This is a genomic window from Flavobacterium segetis (genome assembly GCF_900129575.1).
Classification (GTDB): Bacteria; Bacteroidota; Bacteroidia; order Flavobacteriales; family Flavobacteriaceae; genus Flavobacterium; species Flavobacterium segetis.
This window is the reverse complement of record NZ_FQWE01000002.1, coordinates 1-23,253: the sequence shown is the minus strand read 5'-3', so window position 1 is coordinate 23,253 and position 23,253 is coordinate 1. Positions and strand designations below refer to the sequence as shown.

The window sequence follows — 23,253 nt, the reverse complement described above, 5'->3', positions numbered from 1 at the left end:
TAATTGATTTGTGCCTAAAATATTTTATATTATTAAGTGTATCTTTATTAGAAAAACTTAATTTTGTTACGCAGTGATACTGCACTTTTATTCAAAAAAATATGAAAAAAAGAATTTTTATTAGTTTTATTGCGGTCGTAGCTTTTTCAGTTACTTCACATTCTCAAAGCAAGATTTGGACATTACAAGAATGTGTTACTTATGCGATAGAGAATAATATTTCAATTAAACAAACGGAGCTTGACACTAAAACAGCTGTAATTGACAGGAGGGGTGCTATTGGTAACTTTCTTCCTTCTTTAAATGCAAGTGCCTCCCACTCGTGGAATATTGGTTTAAACCAAGATATCACAACTGGACTTTTGAGAAATCAGACTACTCAGTTTACCTCTGCTGGTGCAAATGTGGGGATTGACATATACAAAGGTTTGCAAAATCAAAACACATTACGCAGAGCTAATCTTTCTATAGTTGCCGCTAGATATCAATTAATGAAAATGCAGGAAGATGTGGCATTAAATGTGGCAAACGCATTTTTACAAGTTCTTTTTAATAAAGAAAATCTAAAAGTTCAACAGCAGCAATTAAGCATTAATCAAAAGCAATATGCAAGATCAGAGGAATTAGTTAAAGCAGGTTCAATACCTCGAGGAGATTTATTAGATATAAAAGCGACTGTTGCATCAAATAATCAAAATATTATCGCTGCCGAAAACGCTTTATTAATTTCAAAATTAAGTTTGGCGCAATTGTTACAGTTAAAAGAATTTGAAAATTTTGATGTTGCTGATGATATAATGGTTAAAGATGAGAATAATATTTTGGGTCAAACACCCAATGCGATTTATGATAAGGCTAAAGAAGAAAGAACAGAATTAAAAATTGCGAGAACAAATTTGGAGATTTCGCAGAAGAATGTAGCTATTGCCAAAGGCGCTTTTCAACCTACTTTACAAGGCTTCTATGGTTTTAATAGTCGTGTGTCTTACGCAGATAGACCTTTGTTTGATTCAATGGGAAATTTGATTGGTACTAAAAGTCCAGATCCATTTTTTAATCAGTTTAGTAATAATAAAGGACAATCATTTGGAGTACAACTGTCAATCCCCATTTTTAATGGTTTTACAATAAGAAACAATGTAGATCGATCTAAAGTGAACTTAGAGAAATCGAAAATTGCCGTTGAGCAGCAAGATTTAGATCTTCAAAGAAATGTATTTACCGCTTTTGCTGATGCAAAAGGGGCCTTGAATGCATTCGAATCTGCTGTCATTGCAGTAGAAGCGCGGCAAGGAGCCTATGATTATGCGAAGGAGAAATACGATGTTGGTTTAATGAACTCTTTTGATTTCAATCAATCTCAAACGCTGTTAACTAATTCAAAATCAGAAGTACTTAGAACCAAATACGATTATATTTTTAAAATTAAAATCTTAGAATTCTATTTTGGAATTCCTCTTATCAAAAACTAATTTATTATGTCAAAAAAAACAATTTATATTTTAATAGGTTCAGCCGTAGTAATCATTGCGGGTTTAGTTATACTTTCAAAAACTGGAGTTATAGGCAATAAAGACAATGGTACTGAGATTGAAATTGCGCAAGTTAATCCAATCACTATTGTAGAAACTGTTTCGGCAACTGGGAAAATTCAACCTGAAATTGAAGTTAAAATTTCATCGGAAGTGTCCGGAGAAATTATTTCTTTAAACGTAAAAGAAGGTCAAGTTGTAAAAAAAGGCGACTTATTAGTTAAAATAAATCCAGATTTATATACTTCAGGATACAATCGCTCTCTTTCAAATTTATCTGGTACAAAAGCAAATCTAAGTCAGGCAGATGCTTCGTTTAAAGAATCAAAATTGAATTACGACAGAAGTAAAACATTGTTTGATAAAGGAATTATTTCAAAAGCCGATTGGGATAAATCAGTAGGTTCTTACGAAGTAGCAAAAGCAGCGAAACAAAATGCCTATTTTAATGTAGAAAGTGCTTCAGCTACAGTAAATGAGGCAAAAGATAACCTAGGTCGTACTACAATATATGCTCCTGCAGATGGAACTATTTCTATGTTAAATGTTGAGCTAGGTGAACGCGTGCTTGGAACACAGCAAATGACAGGAACTGAGATATTAAGAGTAGCCAACTTAAACAATATGGAAGTTGAAGTTGATGTTAATGAAAATGATATCGTTAAAATCAAAGTAGGTGATGAGGCTAATGTTGAAGTGGATGCCTATTTAAAGAAGCAATTTAAAGGTACTGTAACTAGTATTTCTAATTCTGCAAGTTCAGCGTTAACTGCTGATCAAGTGACTAATTTTAAAGTTAAAGTTAGAATTTTGAAGGAATCATATCAAGATTTACTAGAAGGAAAAGCGGACACATATTCTCCTTTTAGACCTGGAATGACAGCAACAGTTGATATTATTACTAAAACAAAAAGTGATGTTTTATCAGTTCCAATCAGTTCGGTAGTTATTAAATCAGATACATCAGCAGTTAAAGGAATTGTTGTTGAAGATACAAATGCAGAGCAAAAAGATATGCCTAAAAGTGATAAAAAATTTGAATGCGTATTTGTAAAAGTGGGTGATAAAGCTAAAATCAGAGTAATTAAAACAGGGATACAAGATGATACGAACATAGAGGTTTTATCTGGACTAAAAAAGGGAGATGTTGTTATAACAGGACCATATTCAATCGTTACTAAGGATCTGAACTCTGGAGATAAAGTATCCTTGAAAACTGATAATGATAAAGCTAAAGGCAAAAAATAACCTTAACTTAAAGGACTTTTATAAATCGCAATTATAAATATTTGTTTATAATTGTGATTTTCATTTTATAATAATATCTAAAATTGGAATATATACTTAATATTGAAACAGCCACAAAAAACTGTTCTGTAGCATTAGCAAAAAAGGGTTTGACAATCGTATTTAAAGAAATAGCAGAGGAAGGTTATTCTCATGCCGAAAAGCTACATGTATTTATAGAAGAAATCATTACAGAAGCCGGAATAACGGTAAAAGATTTGTCGGCTGTCGCAGTAAGCCAAGGCCCAGGTTCTTACACGGGTTTACGAATAGGCGTTTCGGCTGCAAAGGGGCTTTGTTTTGCTTTAGGAATTCCATTAATTGCAATTGATACCTTGCAAGTTCTAGCCTCTCAAGTAACTAAAAAAGACGGACTAATTATTCCTATGATTGACGCCCGCAGAATGGAAGTTTACAGTGCAATTTATAATTCAGTTTTATTGAAAGTAAGGGAAACGGAAGCTGAAATTATTTCGGAACAATCTTTTAATCATATTTCAGAAACTGTTTATTTTATTGGAGACTGTGCTGCAAAATGTAAAACAGTCCTTAACAAAAAGAACTTTATTTTTTTAGAAAATATCAAGTATCCATCGGCAAAAGAAATGAGTGTTTTGAGTTATCCTAAATTCAAAGCAAATGAAATTGTTGATGTAGCTTACTTTGAACCCTATTATCTTAAAGATTTTATGATCACTACTCCCGCTAAATTATAGGGACAAAATGAATTAATATTTTTCTTGTTATGACTCCGTTATTTCATTTTTTTTAGAAAATTCTTTTACGTATGGCTGTATAACTATTCCAGCATTATCAAAAGCTTGTTTGCAGTTTTGCAATGTATCTGCATAAACTCCCCAGAAATCCTCGCTATTTGCCCAAGGTCTAACCGCTAATTGAATTGAGCTGTCTGTTAGGTTTTTAACTGAAACATCTGCAGCTGGTGTGGTTAAGACTTTTGGATTGCTTTTTAACACCGCAATTATAATATCTTTTGCCTGCTTAATATTAGTTTCGTAGGATATTGAAATGGTCAAATCAGCTCTCCTAATTTTTTCCATTGAATAGTTTATGATATTACCATTAGACAATGATCCATTAGGGATAAATATAGTTTGATTATTTGTAGTTAGTAATTTAGTTACGAATATTTGAATTTCGCATACCGTTCCACTTACCCCTTGTCCTTCGATAAAATCTCCAACTTTGAATGGTTTAAATAGAATAATAAGTACACCTCCTGCAAAATTTGATAAAGATCCTTGTAATGATAAACCTATTGCAAGACCCATTGCTCCTAAAATAGCTACAAACGAAGAGGTCTCAATACCTAACTTAGATATAAAAGAAACAAATAAAATCACTCGTAAAGTCCATAACAAAATGTCTGCTAAAAACTTAGTCAATGTTGGCTCTAAATCCCTCCTAATCATCATTGCTCTTATAAATTTATTTATCAATCGGATAACATAAAGTCCAACGAATAAAATTACAAAAGCAGATATTGCCTTAGGTGAATAATCAATTAGTACTTGAACGAAAGTATTTGCGTAACCTGTAATCTGGTTTGGGTCTAGATTCATCTTTTTTTTAAATAAAAAACCTTCCCAAAAGGAGAAGGTTGAGTTTAGCTGCAAAAATACAATTATTTTACTTTTTAAGAATATTATATTGATTTTCTTAACTTGGAAACGCTCAATTTAATTCGGTTTTCCCCCCATATTTTTAATAGCAGTAGTTGTTTCTGTTAGACTATCTAATTCCTTATATGAAGTTGCTTCTACTGAAATTACGTGGGCTTTTGACTCCTTTATTGTGTCATTAATCTTTTGCTCTGCTTCTTCTTTAGTTGCGTTAATTGTAGTAGTTGCGTCGATGGTAAATTCTTGTGTTGTTGCAACTGCTTCAACTGGAATCTCATCTATATCAGTTACAGTACCAGCGATTATTATTTTATCTTCTACTGATACATTGTCAATTTGAACAGAAATTTCTTTTGTTTTATCCGTAAAATCATCTTTTAAACTTTCAAATAGTGCTTCGGCTTTACCGGCATATTCGTATACAGTGTCTTTAGTATGATTGCCAGCAATATGAATTTTTTCAACGATTGGCGCGGCTATCTCTGTAATTGTCTGTACTGCATCTTCAGTAAAAATTTTTGTTTTTTCGAGATAAGGAGCTGTAGTTTCTTTTGCTTTAGCATATGTTTCTTCAGTAAAAGACTCTGCTTTTTCTAGGTAAGGTGCGGCAGTTTCTTTAGCTTTTTCTATTGTTTCTTCGGCAAAATATTCCACTTTTTTAAGATATGGTTTTGCTTTGTCTTTAGTTTCGTTAAAAGACTCTGATGCCTTAGAAGATAAATCTGTCGCTTTTTCTTTGGCAGAGCCAAACAAACTTTTAAAAAATACTGATAATCTCATGTTAGTTATTTTAAGTTATAGTCACAATATTATTCTTTTCTTATAAAATTTTTGTAAATTGTTTATATTAAATTACTCATGTTCAGAGTTTTACCCAGCTGCAGCATCATTGGGCAGTGTATTTTCGATGCTAATATATTAGTTGTGTTCATCGAAGTTTTCTCAAATTCTTATTACAAATTTCAACTTTGAGATTTTTTCCTATTAACTATTTAATACCATATAATAAGCGCCCACAATGGGGCGCTTATTTGAGCTTATACATTCTTTTTATAAAGTAATGACAGTATTTAATACTAAAAAACTAATTTTTATTAAACACAAATTGATCCATAACTTGCTAATTAGTGAATTGCAACCTACGTTATTTCAGTCTAAGCATTGACAGCTTCTACCTTAATTCCCTCATCATTAAGCATACTCTTTAACATATTCTCAATCCCACTTTTCAAAGTGAATGTGCTGGAAGGACATCCACTACAGGCACCTTGCAAAATAACTTTTACTGTTTTATCGCTTTCATTATACGAGTCAAATGCAATATTTCCACCATCAGCTTGAACTGCTGGTTTTACATATTCTTCTAAAATATTAATGATTTGCTGCGATGTTACATCTAAATGATCAAATTCTTTTGCTTTGGTTTCTTCTTTTGCGGTGACAATTGCAACGTAATTTTCGTCAAGAACCGTTCCTCCATTCTCAATGTATTGCTTAATGAAGCTTCGTATTTCTAAAGTGATTTCTTGCCAGTCATTAATATCATATTTAGTTACTGATATGTAATTTTCGTCGATAAATATTTCTTTCACATAAGGAAACTTAAATAACTCTTTGGCTAATGGAGACGCTGAAGTTTGATCTATATTCTTAAACTCAATTGGATTCTTTGTTAGCATCTTGCTCACAACAAATTTTAAGGCAGAAGGATTTGGAGTTGTTTCACCGTAAACAGTTACAGGTTGTTTTTTACTTTTGTTTTCGTCTATTGCGATAATTACTCCACCGTCAACAACAAATTTATTTATTTGTTCTGCTACAGCATCTTTCACATCATCCCACTCCACTATGTTGTATTTTTCGATGGCAATAAAGTTACCGGATATATAAATTGTTTTAACAAATGGAAGATAAAATAATTGCTGTGCTAACGGAGATGATTTTGCTTCATCTATATTTTTATATTCAAAACTTTCGTTTTGCGTAATAAAGTCTGAAAATTCAAACTTTAATATTGTTGGATTTTGCGTTTCTTTTATGGTGACTTTGTTCATGATTTTTCAAATTTTTACAAATTTAGTAAAGTTATTTTGCACGAATAACTATATTTGATTTTTTAATGAATAAATTAACTATAGTTGAGTTCGATTGAAGAATAGCAATTATTAGTAGTAGTCTTTAAATATTTAATTTAAATAAAATCTACCTCAATGTATCCGAAATTAAAAATCTTAGTATTCTTTTTTTTTATATCTCATCTCTCATTTTCTCAGGAAGGAATTCCGGTTTATTCAGACTATTTATCCGATAATTATTATTTAATACATCCTTCTATGGCTGGTGCAGCTAATTGTGCGAAATTTAGACTCACTGGGAGGAAACAATGGTTTGATCAAAGTGATGCTCCTGAGTTACAAACCCTGAGTTTGAATGGGCGTGTAGGTGAAAAAGCTGGTGCTGGAGTAATATTATTTAATGATAAAAATGGTTATCATTCACAAAAAGGAATTAAGCTTACCTACGCATATCATTTAATGTTTTCAAGAGATGAAATTGATCTTAATCAATTATCCTTTGGTATTAGTGCTGGATTCATTCAAAGCCAATTAGATGAAACTGAATTTCTTCTTTCTGGTAGTTTTGATCCAATAATTAATGGAACTATTGTTCAAAAGGATGCTTATTTTAATGCTGATTTTGGTACTTCTTATAATTTCCTCGATTTTTATGCTCATGCAACAGTCAAAAATGCAATTGAAACTAGGAGAAATATTTACACTGAATATGAAAGCGATAACTTAAGAAAGTATTTATTAAGTACGGGTTATGTGTTTGGAAATAGTGAAAAAATATTATGGGAGCCATCAATATTATTTCAAATGGTCGAAAGAACTAAAGAAAAATCAATCGATATTAATTTGAAAGCCTACAAAAATATGGACTTTGGGAGACTTTGGGCTGGAATTTCCTATCGCCGTAGTTTTGATGGAGCTCAATATATTTTTGGTAGTAGTATAGCATCGCAAAAATTACAGTATATTACGCCAATAGTAGGAGTCAATATTAATAAATTCATGTTTGCTTATACGTATTCTCAATTATCTGGAGCAGTAAAATTTGATAATGGTGGCTATCACCAATTGACGCTGGGAATTGATTTGTTTTGTAAACCTGTTAAGTATGACTGTAATTGTCCAGCAATTAATTAAATTCTCATTATATGTTAATCAAATCTGTAAACGGTAAAACACCTTCAATTCCTGACGATTGTTACATAGCAGAAAATGCAACAATTGTTGGTGAAGTTAGTTTTGGAGAAAAGTGTAGTGTATGGTTTAATGCAGTCATTAGAGGTGATGTAAATTATATTAAGATAGGTGATAAGGTTAATATTCAGGATGGAGCTGTTGTACATTGTACGTATCAAAAACATCCAACAATAATTGGTAATAATGTTTCAATAGGGCACAACGCTATAGTTCATGGTTGCACTATTCAAGACAATGTTTTAATAGGTATGGGGTCTATAGTTATGGATGGTTGTATTATTGAGAGCAATTCTATTGTCGCAGCGGGATCAGTAATAACACAAAATACTGTTATAAAAGCTGGCACAATATGGGCTGGAATTCCTGCAAAAAAGATAAAAGATATTGATCAATCTGATTTTTCGGGCGAAATTGGACGTATTTCAAATAATTATGTAATGTATTCTGGCTGGTTTAAATCAGACGATAATCGATAGTTTAAAAGTTGATTTGCAATACTTTACATTTATTATTTAATATTTCCTTTAAAACTTTAGGATTGGTATTTGTGTAAAAGATCGGTTCTATATCGCTCTCATTTGATAATCCTAGTTTCTCAACTAATATATTTTGCGTTTGTCTTGCAACTGCCTCGCCTGAATCGATAATAATTATGTTACTGGGTAACATTGTTTTTATTTGAGGAATTAAGTAAGGATAATGGCTGCATCCTAAAACTAAGTAATCAATATTGGCAGCAACCATGGGATCGATGTAAGAATGAAGTAGTCTAGTCATTTCTTTAGAGTTGATCTCTCCATTTTCGATTAGTTGTACTAATCCATGTCCCACTTGTTCTATAATTTTTATATTTTTAAACTTTGCGGTTGATTTATTAAAGAGTTCACTATTCAGTGTTCCTTGCGTCGCTAATATTCCTATAATTTGAGTTTTTGAATGAGTTGCTGCCGGCTTTATGGCCGGTTCTATACCTATTAAGGGGACTTTAAATTTAGATCTTAATTCTTGAATCGCATTTGTTGTAGCGGTATTACAGGCAACTACAATTATTTTACAGTTCATTTCAAGTAGTAATTCTGTGTTTTTTATGCTTAAAGCAATAATTTCTTCTTTAGATTTTTGGCCATAAGGGGCATTTTTACTGTCAGCGAGATAAATTGTTTTCTCATTTGGTAGTAGTTGATGAATTGCTGACCAAATGGAAGTTCCTCCGATTCCCGAGTCAAAAATACCTATAGGTCTATTATCTTCCATCTAAACAAAGTTAACTGCTCCTTTATAATTTTCCTAAATTATTTTTATCAAAAAAAAACCGCTCATCCTATAATAGGGGAGCGGTTTAAAGTAGATGATTTCAATATTTTTTAGAAACCTAAATCTTTTTTTACATCCATAGTCAAGTTTGGACCATCAGCAAGTAAAAGAGAAGTTCCATCAAGAACGTATTGATATCCTTTAGCTTTTCCTACTTTTTGGATAGAAGCTCTAACTTTTTCCATAAGTGGCTTTACGATATCAGATTCTTTTTGTTGTAATTCTTTTTGAGCATTGTCTCTATAATCAACAATTCTCTTTTGCATATCCTGTACTTCCTTAGAACGATCACCGTTTACAACTTCTGTAACAGTTGCAGCTTCAGCTTCGTACTTCTTTAATTTTCCTTGGTATTCTTCAACCATTTTTTTATACTCACCATCGTATGTAGTACTCAATTTATCTAATTGTTTTTGAGCATCTAACATTGCTGGCATTTTAGTCATAATTTCACTTACATCAACATGAGCTGTTTTAGCTTGTGCGTTAATAGTTTGATTTGCACCTAGCATTAACATTGCAGCAATAAGTAGAGTTTTAATTTGTTTCATCGTTTTTAAAATATTAAGTAATTAATTATTGTTTGTATTTTTCTTTTAAATTTTTTCTTTTGCTTTCTTTATGGCTTCCCTATCTTCTAAAGTTTTCTTTCTTCGCTCCTCCAATTGTTTTTTTCGCTCTTCTATAATTTTTTTTCGATCTTCAAGAGTCTTTGCTTTTAGCTGAGCTTGCGCTTCTAAATCATTCTTCACCATTGATTTATTTGATTCAACTGCTGCTGGAATCGAAATGGTAGTGTCATTTTTTGTACTGTCAGAAACCGTGCCATTTTTCAAAGCTTCTCTACTCTGAAGTGTTTTCTTTTTGCGTTCCTCTATCTCCTTTTTTCGGTCCTCAATAATCTTTTTTCGGTCTTCTAACGTTTTCGCTTTTGCATCAGCTTGTTTTTGTTTGGCTGCGTCAATCGCTTGTTTTCTTGCATCTGCATTTATGTTAGATGTCTCATTTGTTTTAATGGTAGGTGCAGTATTATTTTTCTTTGCTTCTCTGTCTTCTAGTATTTGTTTTCTCTTGTCATCAAATTCTTTTTTCTTTTGTTCTTGAAGTAACTTCCGATCTTCTATTGTTTGATCTCGCGTTGCTTTTCGTTCATCTAACAATTTTTGTCTTTGTGCAAGGGCAGGATTTTCATCGATGGCGTCTTCCTTATTCTCCTTAGCTTCTAATTCTTTTTGTTGTTTTTTAGATAACTGTTCTCTTTTATCAGTTCGGTTTAACATCCTTAAGACTTGTTCACTAATGTCAAATCTGTTAGCGGCAAATAGCATTGTTAAATCTGATGTTTTGTCAAATATGAAATCATAATTTTGGCGTTCAGCAATATCTTGCACAGCCGTAAAAACTTGATCTTGTATTGGATTAATTAGAGTTGCTTTTTGTATTATTAAATCGCCATTAGCTCCAAATCTTTTTTGTTGATATTCTAAATTTTGATTTTCAAGGAATCTAATTTCTGTTTCTCGTTCTTCAATTAATTCTTTAGTAAGCAAAACCTTTTCTGCCTTTAAAGCATCTTTTAATTTATTGATCTCAATATTTTTTACATCTACTTCGGTTTTCCATTTTTGCGCTTTCTGGTCTAACTGGATTTTTGCCTCGGAATAATCAGTAACATTTTCTAATATGTACTCCATATCAATATAACCAAGTTTAGTGCCTCTGGTTTGCGCGTTAATTGATATTGACAGTACAAAAGTTGAAATTAGATATAAAAATGATTTTTTCATAAAGGTCATTATTTAGAAGTCATATAACAAATTATTAGAATTGCTGTCCAATAATAAAATGAGTTTCCCATCCATTAGGTTTTGATTCTCCCGGAAGTGCATCAAAACCATGTCCAAAATCAATTCCAAGTAAACCAAACGCTGGCATAAAGATACGCAATCCAACTCCAGCCGAACGACTCAGGTCAAATGGATTATAACTTTTAAAATCAGCATAAGATGCGCCAGCTTCCATGAAGGCTAATGCATAAATTGATGCCGATGCTTTCAAAGTAATAGGATAGCGCAATTCCATTGAAAATTTGTTGTATACTGTAGCCCCAATTTGTTCGTTGGTTCCTTGTTTCACAGGAGTTAATGAATTGTTAGGATATCCTCTTAACTGAATAGTCTCTCGACCATCCATGGCAAAATTAGCTAATCCATCGCCACCCACGTAAAAACGTTCAAAAGGAATGACTCCTCTATCTTGATTGTAAGCGCCAAGAAATCCAAATTCAGTTAACGCTCTTAAAACTAATTTACCATACAATTTAGTATATGTATCTGCTTTAAATTTAATTTTATAGTATTCCTGCCAGTTGTATTTTTTTTGATCGACTTTACTGACATCTGCTGCCGCTTGAGAAAAGGTAGCAACCTTGTTTCCATTTATATCGATAAAATCTCCTACGTTTACAATATTACCATTTGCATCAGGTATATTTTGTCTGTCGACAGTATTTTTAAGTTTATAGGATTCTTGCTCTCCTAATGTTGCGTAATTAATACCGTTTAATAAAGAATAAGGAGGTGTTAATTTAGCTGATAAACTAAATTCTGATCCATAAGTCGGGAAAATAGGATTAACACCTTTACTTGTTCGAGACAATCCAATAGTGTAAGCTAGATTTCGTGAAGTACCATTTCCAAAAGTAAATAGTCCTGTGTTATAGTTATTCAATGCAAAATGCTGATAACTTACAGATTGCGATAATACAAAAAAGTCATCTGGAACAGTCAGCCTTTTGGCGATTCCTACAGAAAGTGTAAGGATATCAAAACTTTTGGTTTTATCGGCACGTTGTGTTCTAAAATTGTTTAAAAATTGCTTACTATATGACAAGGATGTGCTAAAAGAAACCGGTTTTTTTCCACCAAACCATGGTTCAGAAAACGATACACTATATGTTTGAAAAAATGTACTCGCTTGTAAACGTAGTGAAACTTTTTGTCCATCACCCATAGGAAGTGGTTTATAAGCGTCTTTGTTTAATAAATTATTAGCAGAAAAATTGTTAAAAGAAAGTCCTAACGTTCCAATAAATCCGCCTCCACCATATCCACCTTGTAATTCAATTTGGCTGGCTCCTTTTTCTACTAAATTATATTCAATATCTACTGTTCCTGCTCCAGAGTCTACATTTTTAAACTTTGGATCAATTGCTTCAGGATCAAAAAATCCTAATTGACCTATCTCTCTAATAGTACGTACTAATTGATCTTTACTATAAATTTCACCTGGTTTAGTTCTTAGCTCACGATAAATTACTTTATCGTTTGTCTTATCATTTCCTACTACAGTAATTTTATTAAAATATGCTATTGGACCTTCAGTTACTCTGATTTCAAAATCAATTGTATCATTTGCCGTTTTTACTTCTACTGCATTTATGTTAGAAAATAAATATCCGTTGTTTTGATATAAGTTAGTTATGTCTTCAGCATCGGGCTTACTTTTATCAGCAATTCTTTTTTCTAAAAGAACGCCATTGTAAGTGTCGCCTTTTTTGATACCTAAAATTTGGCTTAGACCTTGATCAGTATATATAGTATTACCTAAAAATTTGACATTCCCGAAGTAGTACTTATTTCCTTCTTCGACATTTATTTTTATCGCTAATAAATTTTTATCCTTATTGTACGCCACAGAATCTGAGATTATCCTGGCATCACGATACCCTTTTTCTTTATAAACTGCAATCACCTTTTCTAGGTCAGTTTTGTACTTATCCTTGATGTATTTAGACGGTTTTAAGACACGAAATATGTTTTTCTGCTTCGTATCTTTCATTGCTTTTCGTAATGTCTTATCACTTAGCTTTGTATTGCCAACAAAGTCGATACTCTGTATTTTGACTTTGTCACCTTTGTCAATAGTTACAAGCATATTAACTTGGTTGACCGTAGCTGTATCCTTTACGGTATTGATATTAACTTTTGTGTTATAAAAACCGTCTTTTTTATATTTATTCTCAATATAGTTTCTAGTAGTGGTTATTAAGTTTTCATTAACGACCTTGCCCTTGTTTAGACTATTGTCTTTAATTAAAGCCTCAATTTTTGATTTCTTAACACCTACAATTTTTACCTCTTTAAGTTTAGGTAACTCAATAATATTCAAATCAAGATAGATGCTATCGTTTTGTATTCTATTGATGTAAAAGGAAATCTCGTCAAATAAACCTAATTTTCCTAATTTTTTAATGGCGGTACTGATCTCCTCACCAGGGACAGTAATTTGCTGACCTTTTTGTAATCCAGAAAAAGTAACAACTGTTTGTGAATTGAAACTGATGTCTCCTACTATCGTTACATCGGCTAAAATGTATTTTTTACCTTCATTGAAAGGAACTCTATCTTGTGCTTTTACAGTTGCAACACTTCCAAATATTAAAACGGTAAGAGCTATTTTTATGCTTTTATTTAACACTAAAAAATTATTTAATTTGTTCACTTGTTTTTCCAAATCTACGTTCTCTTTTTTGATAACTAATGATAGCCTCATATAAATCTTGTTCTTTAAAGTCTGGCCATAATATGTCAGTAAAATACAATTCTGCATAGGCTATTTGCCAAAGCAAAAAGTTACTTATTCTATGCTCTCCACTGGTTCGTATTAATAAATCTACGTCTGGTAAATTTTGCGTGTAAAGATGCTCATTAATAATTGAATCGTCAATACTGTCTATTGAAATTATATTATTTTTAACTTTATTACATATATTTCTTACTGCATTAGTAAGTTCTTCTCTCGAACCGTAGCTAAGGGCTAGGGTGAGAGTCATACTTGTATTTGCTTTTGTTTTATCTACAACGTCCAGAAGCTCTTTTTGCGCTGATTTCGGTAATTTCTCTAAATTACCTATTGCAATAAGTTTGATGTTGTTTTTCTGTAAAGTACTAAGTTCCTTTTTTAAGGAATTTATTAATACTTTCATTAGAGTTTCAACTTCGAGCTTGGGTCTATTCCAGTTTTCAGTAGAAAAAGCATAAAGTGTCAGGAATTTTATTCCTAATTTAGCACTAGATTCAATGATCACTTTTACTGATTTCGTTCCACTTTCGTGACCCAATGCACGCAAAAGACCTTGCTGTTTTGCCCACCTACCATTACCATCCATAATGATCGCAAGGTGTCTAGGTAACTTTGTGATGTCAATATTTTGTAGTAAATTCATTTATTTATTGTGTACAGTAGCAGGGTTTTTGACCAAAAGTATACGTGAGAGTAACTCCTGTAAAGACATACCAATCATTATTATTTATATTTCCAAAATTTCGATTAAAGCTTCCGTCAACATTATCAGTTAATGTATAGCGCGCTCCAGTTTCCAAAGCTAATACAAATTGAGATGTAATATTTGATTTTACTCCAATAATCATTGGTATCGCAACTGATTTCCTTTTCTCTGTTCTGCCCTCAAATGTAGTGTTTGTCTTTGAATCATATAAGTTATAGTTGGCAAAAAAATAATTAATTCCGGAAGCCACATAAGGTGTAACTTTAGTTTCTGAATCATGAAGATTAAAATCAAAAAAATTAAATTCCATAGCTAAAGAAAACTCCTTTACTTCTGATTTAAAACGATAACCCCTTAAATTTCTGCTTTTTTCTTTAGAATCGGCGTCATCACCAGTAACTCCAGATTGAATGTAGGAGAGGCGATAAGAATGTCTCGGGCTTTTATTCCACTTATAAATCAATCCAAAAGCAGCTTCGTGTGGAGCTATATAAGTTGTTTGGCCTATATCACCAATGTAATTGCTACCCCCTAGAAACAAACCAATTTCATGAATCTGAGCTTGCATTCCCACACATGAGAAGCATAAAAAAAGTAAATAGAATATCTTGTTCATTAATTCAAAAATTGCGTGCAAATATAATAATTATCAATTTGTTTCAATACTCAATCAGCTAAATCTGTCTTTTTTATGTTTTAACAGTTAAAAATGATTCTGTATTTATTGTAACTAACGTGAAAAATTAATAAAATCGTATTGCAAATAGGTAAAGATTTAATTTCTTTTGTCTTCGCCCCACAGTAACTTCGCCCGAAGTGTTTTAACAAACGTTTGTTCTGGAATTTCTACCATATTGATCTGGAAAGGTGTTTTCCTTAATGTTAGAATAGATTCGTTTTTTACAGATGTAACTCTTGAATCTAATGAAATTAGGTAATGAGCCTCGCGACCTGAGACTTTTAATCGAATTTCAGTATCATCAGGAACTACTAATGGTCTGGTAGTCAAATTGTGCGGAGCAATTGGTGTGATTACTAAACTTTTTACATCGGGAGTTAAAATAGGACCACCACAACTTAAATTATATCCTGTAGTTCCTGTAGGAGTTGAAATTATTAAACCGTCCGCCCAATATGAATTTAGATACTCGCCATTCAAATAAGTGTCTATTGTAATCATAGCAGTTGTATCTTTTCTACTAACAGTAATCTCATTCATTGCAAAATTCATCTCTTCTATGGATTCATTTGGTGTTGAGCAATTTATACTTATTAAGGCTCTTTTAGAAACACTGTATTTTTTTTCTAGTACAAATTGTAGGAATGAAGCAATGTTTTCCTTTTGAACTGTAGCTAAAAAACCCAGTCTTCCTGCGTTAATCCCTAGAATTGGAATTCCAGAATCACGTACTAATGTTGCTGCTCTCAAAATAGTGCCATCCCCGCCTATACTAATTAGCATGTCAAAACTGGAATCAAGTTCAGTATGAGAACTAAAGGTTTTATAATTGTCTTCTACAATTTTAAGCGCAAAAATCATCGATAAAAAATTAGCTTCGATTACCATTTCCACATCATTTTTAGTAAAAAAAACAAAAATATCGTTTATAATGGGTTGTGTACTATGTTGATAATATTGACCGTAGATTGCTACTTTCATTTTTTTTTAATTTGAGAATATGAAAAATAATTTGGTTAAAAAAGGATAATTATAGATTTGAAAAGTATCTAATTTTGCGTTTTATATATTAAGGTATTTGTCTAAATAATCAGATCTTTCTTTCAAGTTGTTAATGTAATTGTCTTCTTGATGCTCAGAGAGAATTTCGTAATCGTATCTTCTAAAAGTTTGAATAATTTCGTTTATCGCTCCTAAATTTATCTTTAACGTTATTTCTACACTTTCGACGTTAGCTCCTGATACAAATAATCCCAACAGTTTTCCGTTATTACTCTCAACAATTTGAGTAATTTGACTCATCGAATAATCTAAAATTGCTTTTTTGACAATGATAATTGATCCTACTTCTTTTAAAAATGGGGTTTCATGAAAGAATTTTATAATATCTTCAATTTCGTAGTAACCCACATATTTATTATTATCGTCTAAAACAGGTACTAAATTAGTATGGTTTTTAGCAAAAACTTCTAAGACATCAAGCCAGATTGTGGTAGTCCTAGTAAAAAAAACTTCTAAAGTAAAGCGATAATCAGCTACTTTTTTATCAAAATCAAATGTTTCAATATCATCAGCAGCAATACTGCCAATATAAATGCCATCTTCAATTATTGGAAAATGAGAAAAGTGTAACTCGTCAAAAAACAACTGAACGGCAGCAATTGTGTCTTGACTGTCAATAGCTTTAAAATCATTTGTTATATATTCTGTAATTTCTGTCATAAATTAATTGGAAATATTCGATGCAAAATAATCAAAAATAAGCAAATACTCCTAGATTTTACTTTGTATTTTTGTCCTTATTAAATAGCACTATCAAAATAAATAATATTTTTCATGACAAAGTTAAGTGTAAATATCAACAAAATAGCCACTTTGCGCAATGCTCGCGGTGGAAACGTACCTGATTTATTAAAAGTAGCGACAGATCTTCAAAAGTTTGGCGCGCAAGGAATTACCATTCACCCTCGACCAGATGAGCGTCACATTCGGTATCAAGACGCACGCGATTTGAAATCAGTGGTTTACACTGAATATAATATTGAAGGAAATCCGCAGCATAATTTTATAGATTTAGTCCTTGAATGCAAGCCACAGCAAGTAACCTTAGTTCCTGATGCTATTGGCGCGATTACCTCTTCGGCAGGTTGGGATACGAAAAAAAACCAAGCCTATTTGACCGAGATGATTCAGGAGTTTCAACGCCATGGGATTCGAACTTCTATTTTTGTAGATCCAATTCATGAGATGATTGAAGGCGCTAAAAAAACAGGAACTGACAGAATCGAATTGTACACTGAGGCTTTTGCACATCAATACGGTTTGGGAAATGAACGAGGTATTGACCCTTATATCAAAGCTGCCATTTTCGCAAATGAGATGAATTTAGGAATCAATGCAGGTCATGATTTAAGCTTAGATAATATTCAGTTTTTCAAACAAAATATTCCTGGTTTACTCGAGGTTTCAATAGGTCACGCGCTAATTTCTGAAGCGCTTTATCTGGGATTGGAGAATGTGGTGAATATGTATTTGCAAAAAATGAAATAAAATAATTTGGGCGTGACCATGTTGTCACTCCCCAATGATCACGACGTTAGAGTGTGGTCGGGCTATTCGTTGCAATCTTTTTTTTATTGCGCTAACGCTGCACAATAAAAAAGAATTCCCTCCCAATATTTCGGGACTATTCCTTAAGCGACATATTAAATACCTATACATGAGCATATATAATAATGAATTAAGCGCTGTAACACCTGGCGTTTTAAACACGATTGAAAAGAGTATTTACTCTAAAATAGAAGGTTCTGGTCAACCACTATTAATCCTTCACGGATTTTTAGGAATGTCTGACAATTGGAAAACACTTGCTACACAATTCGCAGATCATTTTGAAGTTCACGCTCTCGATTTGCGCAATCACGGACGTAGTTTACAATCAGATGAGTTTAATTATGAAATAATGGCGCAAGATGTTTTTGAGTATTGTCAACTCCATAATTTGCAACAAATAATAATCATAGGTCATTCAATGGGTGGAAAAGTAGCTATGCTTTTAGCAGCAAGACATCCTGAGCTTGTTAGTAAATTAATTGTTGCGGACATTGGTCCAAAATATTATCCGCAGCATCATCAGGATATTTTAGCGGGATTAAATGCTGTTGATTTTTCAATTAAACCTAGCCGTTCTGATGTTGATGAAATCATTAAAAATTTTATTCCTGATTTTGGAACACGCCAATTCCTGATGAAAAGTTTATATTGGATAGAACCGGGTCAATTGGCTTTCCGTTTTAATTTAGCTATTTTCAATCATAAAATGGACGAAATAGGAGTTGCACTTCCAGAGGAATTGGTTTTTGAAAAGCCAACTTTATTTATTCGTGGTGGTAACTCAAAATATATTCTTGACAGTGATTTCAATAATATAGAACAGCATTTTCCAAATTCAATGGTCGAAACAATCCCAAACGTTGGACATTGGCTTCACGCTGAAAATCCCGCTGAATTTTATCAAAAAGTAATTTCCTTTATTGGGTAGCTGTTACGCTAGTTATTTTGTTACATTTATAAAAATTAAAAAATCATAAATGAAATTACTTATCAAAATCTTAGTTACAGCAATTTTAGTAATTATTATCGCTAACATAATGCCTGGAGTGCATGTAGCAACATTTACAACCGCTTTATTTGTTGCAATTGTACTTGGTTTATTAAATATTTTTATCAAACCTATTTTAGTAATTTTCACATTGCCGGTAACGATCTTGACATTAGGACTTTTCTTATTAGTCATCAACGCGCTTATAATATTGCTTTGTACTAATATTGTTGGAGGATTTAGCGTTGATTCCTTTTGGACTGCTCTTTTATTTAGTATCATTTTATCGCTTTCGCAGTCTTTAATGAACGCAGTATTGGGAGTTAAAAAGTAGTTGTTATTACTATTTTACAATTGATAAAGAGCTACTATTTAATTGCAAATGAGGAGTTGTTTAATGATAATTCACTAAATTTAGACTCAACGATAATCATAAACAATGGATTGAGTGAATACTCAATTAAATTATAATCTAAAAATTTTATTAAAAATGAGAAAATTAAAAAATACGTTATCAGCGCTTGTTGTTTTATTCTTAATCTCAAATGCAAATGCAACTGTGATTAGCAACACATCAAAAGAATTAAAATTACAATTGAAATCAGTCCCTTCAGCGGATTTTTCAATTAAAATCGATCTCTCTGACAAAAATCTTAATGCAGTTTTTTCAAATTACTTTTTGTTAAAAGATGAATTGGTAAAAACCGATGGTGTTTCGGCTGCAGCCAAAGCAAAATTACTATCTGCTTCCCTAAGTAAAGTAAAAATGAATGAACTCAATAAGGATGTTCTTAAAGTTTGGATGAAAATAATGAAAAATGTAATGACCGATGCTAAAGGAATTGCTACTACCGCAGACGTAAAAGCGCAAAGAATTCTTTTTGTGTCTTTATCTAAAAAAATGTACGATTTGGTAAAAGTGGCTAAGTATGATTCAGCGGTTTATTACCAGTTTTGTCCTATGGCTAATGATGGAAAAGGTGCTTATTGGTTAAGTAAAGAAAACGCAGTTAAAAATCCATATTACGGTACCAAAATGTTGAAATGTGGTGAAGTAGTAGACACTATTAAATAAAAATGAAGCTTTATATTAAAAATATGGTTTGCAGTCGATGCATAATGGTAGTGGAGTCTGAGCTAAAAAAGTTTGGACTCCATCCCGTTTTGGTAGAACTAGGAACTGCAAGTCTTTTAGAAAATTTACAAAAAGATCAAGAACAGCAGTTAAATATAAAACTAATGGCTTTGGGTTTTGAAATCATCGATGATAAAAAAAGTCGGGTGGTGGAGAAAGTTAAAAATATAATTACAGATTTAGTTTATTTTAATGACAATCAGCTCACAACTAATTTGTCTGATTATATAGTGGCATCCATTGGTCAAGATTATAGTCATATTAGTAATGTATTTTCGCAACAAGAAAATACGACAATTGAACAATATCACATACTTCAAAAAATTGAACGCGTGAAGGAACTGCTTGTTTATGATGAATTGACGCTAAATGAAATTTCCTTTCTGCTTCATTATAGCAGTCCTTCGCATTTAAGCAAACAATTTAAAAAGGTTACTGGTATTACACCAACTTCATTCAAAAATTCGAAAGAACAAAAAAGACTACTTATCGAAAATCTATAAATGATGCACAAGATGACCAGAATTGTATAAGTGTTTTTGTAAATGGTAATAGTATTTTTGTTTTCAAAATAAATACTACATCATGAGGACTCATAAATATACTATTACTGGAATGTTTTGCGATGGTTGCCGAACCAAAGTGGAAAAAGTATTAAGTGCCATGGAGGGGATAGAGGCGGTGGTTTCCTTAGATCCGCCCGTCGCGACTATTAGCATGCAAAAACCAATTCAGACAAGTCAATTTCAAGAAGTGCTTGCTGCTGAAGGAAAATATTCCATCAAGGTATTTAACGCAAATGATTTAAAACTACCAATAAAAGAAGCGGTTGTTGAACTTCCAAAAAATGCAGCGGGAAAATATTATTGTCCTATGTTTTGCGAAGGTGAAAAAGTCTATGAGGAGGCCGGCGATTGTCCTGTATGCGGAATGGATTTAGTCAAAGCACCAGATCTTGAATCTTCAAAAACATTATTTACTTGTCCTATGCATCCTGAAATAGAACAAGATCATCCGGGATCTTGCTCCATTTGTGGAATGGACCTAGTTCCGCTGGAGCCAAAAGATAGCGAGGAAAATAAAGCTTATAATGAGTTGTGGCGCAAAATGAAAATAGCACTTTTATTTACAGTGCCTATTTTTATTATTTCGATGTCAGATATGATTCCTAATAATCCACTACTAAAAATATTAGACACACAAACATGGAATTGGGTACAATTAGTTTTATCGCTCCCAGTGGTTTTTTATGCTTGTTGGATGTTTTTTACACGCGCTTGGAAATCGATTTTGACATGGAACTTAAACATGTTTACATTGATCGGTATTGGATCCAGTGTAGCTTTCTTGTTTAGTTTAGTTGGTTTGTTTTTTCCTGATGTTTTTCCCGATGAATTTAAAACGTATCATGGCACGGTTCACCTATACTTTGAAGCAACGACCGTCATATTGACGTTAGTATTATTGGGGCAATTGTTAGAAGCCAAAGCACATAGCAGAACAAGTGGCGCTATAAAAGAGTTGTTGAAGTTAGCACCAACCGAAGCGACTTTGGTAATTGATGGTGAAGATAAATTGATTGCCATTCATGCCATTAAAAAAGGAGATTTATTGCGTGTAAAGCCTGGAGACAAAGTTCCTGTTGATGGAAAGATTACCACTGGAGAAAGCACGATTGATGAATCGATGATTTCGGGTGAGCCAATCCCGGTAGATAAAAAAATAAATGATGCCGTCATTGCAGGAACTATAAATGGAAACAAATCATTTGTAATGGTTGCGGAGAAAGTGGGTTCAGAAACGTTGCTTTCGCAAATTGTGCAAATGGTCAATTCAGCTAGTCGATCAAGAGCACCTATCCAAAAAGTAGCTGATAAAATCGCAAAATATTTTGTACCTATAGTGGTTTTGGCATCAGTTTTAACTTTTATCGTTTGGGCAAACTTTGGTCCAGAACCCGCATTAGTTTATGGATTTATTAATGCGATTGCTGTTTTAATTATTGCTTGTCCATGTGCTTTAGGTTTAGCAACTCCTATGTCCGTAATGGTTGGTGTGGGTAAAGGAGCGCATACTGGTGTGTTAATAAAAAATGCTGAAGCTTTAGAAAACATGAATAAAGTAGATGTGCTAATAACCGATAAAACAGGAACAATTACAGAAGGAAAACCTTCTGTTGAAAAAGTGTTTTCTACAGATAACAAGGATAATGAACTACTAAAATATTGTGCTTCCTTAAATCAATACAGTGAGCATCCTTTGGCGCAAGCCGTAGTTCAATATGCCAAATTAAAAGAGACTTCATTGATAGAAGTAAATGACTTTGAAGCTATTTCAGGAAAAGGAGTCGTTGGAACTGTTGCTAATAATAGAGTTTCATTTGGCAATAAAAGTTTAATGGAGCAAGTGGGAGCATCGATTTCAGCTGATTTAGAAGCTAAAGTTATTGCTGAGCAGAAGTTGGGAAAAACAGTCTCATATATTGCAATTGATACAGTGGCATTAGGTTTTATCTCTATTAGTGATGCAATCAAAGAAACAAGTGTGGCTGCAATAAAAGAATTAATTAAGCAAGGCGTTGAGGTGATTATGTTAACTGGTGATAATGAAAACACAGCAAAAGCAGTTGCTGAAGAATTAAATTTAACATCATTTAAAGCAGGTTGTTTGCCAGAAGATAAATTGAATGAAATTAAGCGCCTACAAGCAGAAGGGAAAATTGTGGCAATGGCAGGAGATGGGATTAATGATGCTCCAGCTTTAGCACAAGCTGATGTAGGCATTGCGATGGGAACTGGAACTGACGTAGCTATTGAGAGTGCTAAAATTACACTAGTAAAAGGCGATTTACAGGGAATTGTGAAAGCTAAAAATTTAAGTCACGCCGTGATGAAAAATATTAATCAAAACTTGTTTTTTGCGTTCTTTTATAATGTACTTGGTATCCCAATTGCAGCTGGGGTTTTATATCCGTTTTTCGGAATATTGCTTTCACCTATGATTGCAGCTTTAGCAATGAGCTTTAGCTCGGTTTCAGTTATAGCAAATGCACTGCGATTACGAAATGTAAAGCTTTAAATATAATCTTAAATATTGCTGTATTACGGAATACAATTTAACCTTTGCAATAATATATAATGAGTAATATATAATGAGTAACTTTATTATTGTGGTTTCAGCCCCGCGATTACTCTCAATTAACAATCACTTAAACCACCAAATATATTTTTAAATTTTTAGGAGCTTAATCGCGTTATCCGTTTCAATCTCTCGCTCATTTGCCTTTTTTCTATTTTTATAAAAGGAGCTTCTTGCAGTCGCTCTTTTCTAAACAAGAAAATAGCGGCAATGTAGTTCGAGGATTTCCACTACTACCGCGGCTAGGTTTTCACAATTGAGATCAAACCTAAAAAACTTCACTTTCAAGTTGTACGTTTACAACCATTTAAAAACAATCTTGAACAAATCTTAAAAATAGTCACAAAAAAAGCTTGTAGAAGCGA

Annotated in this window: 22 protein-coding genes; 11 read left to right on the top strand and 11 right to left on the bottom strand. The window is 32.5% G+C overall.

Translation table 11 applies throughout. From position 1 onward, the window contains the following. Positions 1-101: 101 nt before the first annotated feature. The 3 genes from BUA99_RS02450 to tsaB all read left to right on the top strand — a co-directional run bounded on the left by BUA99_RS02450 (position 102) and on the right by tsaB (position 3,535). Entirely contained in the window at positions 102-1,472 is a 1,371-nt protein-coding gene (locus BUA99_RS02450; protein ID WP_072987825.1) for a TolC family protein, read from the top strand. A 6-nt stretch (positions 1,473-1,478) separates the two neighbouring features. Then, positions 1,479-2,780: an efflux RND transporter periplasmic adaptor subunit gene (locus BUA99_RS02445; RefSeq protein WP_072987822.1), complete on the top strand. Its 1,302-nt coding sequence runs from the start codon at positions 1,479-1,481 to the stop codon at positions 2,778-2,780. A gap of 83 nt (positions 2,781-2,863) precedes the next feature. Continuing rightward, entirely contained in the window at positions 2,864-3,535 is a 672-nt protein-coding gene (gene tsaB / locus BUA99_RS02440) for a tRNA (adenosine(37)-N6)-threonylcarbamoyltransferase complex dimerization subunit type 1 TsaB (RefSeq protein WP_072987821.1), read from the top strand. Positions 3,536-3,562: 27 nt separating this feature from the next. Here tsaB and BUA99_RS02435 read toward each other — a convergent pair whose 3' ends face one another. The 3 genes from BUA99_RS02435 to BUA99_RS02425 all read right to left on the bottom strand — a co-directional run bounded on the left by BUA99_RS02435 (position 3,563) and on the right by BUA99_RS02425 (position 6,516). Then, a complete protein-coding gene (locus tag BUA99_RS02435; protein WP_072987818.1) occupies positions 3,563-4,402 on the bottom strand; it encodes a mechanosensitive ion channel family protein in 840 nt (279 codons plus the stop codon). A gap of 117 nt (positions 4,403-4,519) precedes the next feature. Continuing rightward, complete coding sequence (locus tag BUA99_RS02430) at positions 4,520-5,242, bottom strand: hypothetical protein (RefSeq protein ID WP_072987816.1); 723 nt, start codon at positions 5,240-5,242, stop codon at positions 4,520-4,522. 374 nt (positions 5,243-5,616) lie between these two features. Beyond that, positions 5,617-6,516 (bottom strand): NifU family protein, encoded by a 900-nt coding sequence (locus BUA99_RS02425; RefSeq protein WP_072987813.1) that lies wholly within the window; start codon positions 6,514-6,516, stop codon positions 5,617-5,619. A gap of 156 nt (positions 6,517-6,672) precedes the next feature. On the opposite strand from BUA99_RS02425, the gene BUA99_RS02420 reads away from it, so the two are divergent. Both BUA99_RS02420 and BUA99_RS02415 read left to right on the top strand, forming a co-directional pair. Next, positions 6,673-7,671 carry a PorP/SprF family type IX secretion system membrane protein gene (locus BUA99_RS02420; protein ID WP_072987810.1) on the top strand — a complete coding sequence of 333 codons (999 nt, stop codon included), beginning with the start codon at positions 6,673-6,675 and terminating at the stop codon, positions 7,669-7,671. An 11-nt stretch (positions 7,672-7,682) separates the two neighbouring features. Next, positions 7,683-8,207 (top strand): gamma carbonic anhydrase family protein, encoded by a 525-nt coding sequence (locus tag BUA99_RS02415; RefSeq protein WP_072987807.1) that lies wholly within the window; start codon positions 7,683-7,685, stop codon positions 8,205-8,207. A 1-nt stretch (position 8,208) separates the two neighbouring features. On the opposite strand, the gene murI is transcribed toward BUA99_RS02415, so the two are convergent. From murI to BUA99_RS02375, 8 genes are all read right to left on the bottom strand, one after another. Continuing rightward, the gene (gene murI / locus BUA99_RS02410; protein ID WP_072987804.1) at positions 8,209-8,985 is read right to left on the bottom strand and encodes a glutamate racemase; all 777 of its coding nucleotides are present in this window, start codon (positions 8,983-8,985) and stop codon (positions 8,209-8,211) included. A gap of 110 nt (positions 8,986-9,095) precedes the next feature. Continuing rightward, the gene (locus tag BUA99_RS02405; RefSeq protein WP_072987801.1) at positions 9,096-9,596 is read right to left on the bottom strand and encodes an OmpH/Skp family outer membrane protein; all 501 of its coding nucleotides are present in this window, start codon (positions 9,594-9,596) and stop codon (positions 9,096-9,098) included. Between the two features lie 45 nt (positions 9,597-9,641). Then, positions 9,642-10,832, bottom strand: coding sequence for an OmpH/Skp family outer membrane protein (locus BUA99_RS02400; RefSeq protein WP_084673475.1), 1,191 nt, complete (start codon positions 10,830-10,832; stop codon positions 9,642-9,644). A 34-nt stretch (positions 10,833-10,866) separates the two neighbouring features. Then, positions 10,867-13,599 (bottom strand): BamA/OMP85 family outer membrane protein, encoded by a 2,733-nt coding sequence (locus tag BUA99_RS02395; RefSeq protein ID WP_072987795.1) that lies wholly within the window; start codon positions 13,597-13,599, stop codon positions 10,867-10,869. After that, a complete protein-coding gene (locus tag BUA99_RS02390) occupies positions 13,532-14,272 on the bottom strand; it encodes an isoprenyl transferase (RefSeq protein ID WP_072987792.1) in 741 nt (246 codons plus the stop codon). The genes BUA99_RS02395 and BUA99_RS02390 overlap by 68 nt, the downstream gene beginning before the upstream one ends. Positions 14,273-14,276: 4 nt before the next feature. After that, entirely contained in the window at positions 14,277-14,951 is a 675-nt protein-coding gene (porG, locus tag BUA99_RS02385) for a type IX secretion system protein PorG (RefSeq protein ID WP_072987789.1), read from the bottom strand. Between the two features lie 159 nt (positions 14,952-15,110). Then, entirely contained in the window at positions 15,111-15,995 is an 885-nt protein-coding gene (locus BUA99_RS02380; protein ID WP_072987787.1) for an NAD kinase, read from the bottom strand. Positions 15,996-16,076: 81 nt separating this feature from the next. After that, positions 16,077-16,736: a CBS domain-containing protein gene (locus BUA99_RS02375; RefSeq protein WP_072987784.1), complete on the bottom strand. Its 660-nt coding sequence runs from the start codon at positions 16,734-16,736 to the stop codon at positions 16,077-16,079. A gap of 114 nt (positions 16,737-16,850) precedes the next feature. On the opposite strand from BUA99_RS02375, the gene BUA99_RS02370 reads away from it, so the two are divergent. From BUA99_RS02370 to BUA99_RS02345, 6 genes are all read left to right on the top strand, one after another. After that, complete coding sequence (locus tag BUA99_RS02370) at positions 16,851-17,564, top strand: pyridoxine 5'-phosphate synthase (RefSeq protein ID WP_072987781.1); 714 nt, start codon at positions 16,851-16,853, stop codon at positions 17,562-17,564. 169 nt (positions 17,565-17,733) lie between these two features. Then, positions 17,734-18,555, top strand: coding sequence for an alpha/beta fold hydrolase (locus tag BUA99_RS02365; RefSeq protein WP_084673461.1), 822 nt, complete (start codon positions 17,734-17,736; stop codon positions 18,553-18,555). Positions 18,556-18,604: 49 nt separating this feature from the next. Beyond that, complete coding sequence (locus tag BUA99_RS02360; RefSeq protein WP_072987778.1) at positions 18,605-18,949, top strand: phage holin family protein; 345 nt, start codon at positions 18,605-18,607, stop codon at positions 18,947-18,949. 156 nt (positions 18,950-19,105) lie between these two features. Beyond that, entirely contained in the window at positions 19,106-19,690 is a 585-nt protein-coding gene (locus tag BUA99_RS02355; protein ID WP_143151705.1) for a DUF3347 domain-containing protein, read from the top strand. A gap of 2 nt (positions 19,691-19,692) precedes the next feature. Beyond that, positions 19,693-20,253, top strand: a complete 561-nt coding sequence (locus BUA99_RS02350) for a helix-turn-helix domain-containing protein (protein WP_072987772.1) — start codon at positions 19,693-19,695, stop codon at positions 20,251-20,253. Between the two features lie 82 nt (positions 20,254-20,335). Beyond that, the gene (locus tag BUA99_RS02345; protein WP_072987769.1) at positions 20,336-22,828 is read left to right on the top strand and encodes a heavy metal translocating P-type ATPase; all 2,493 of its coding nucleotides are present in this window, start codon (positions 20,336-20,338) and stop codon (positions 22,826-22,828) included. Positions 22,829-23,253: the final 425 nt, after the last annotated feature.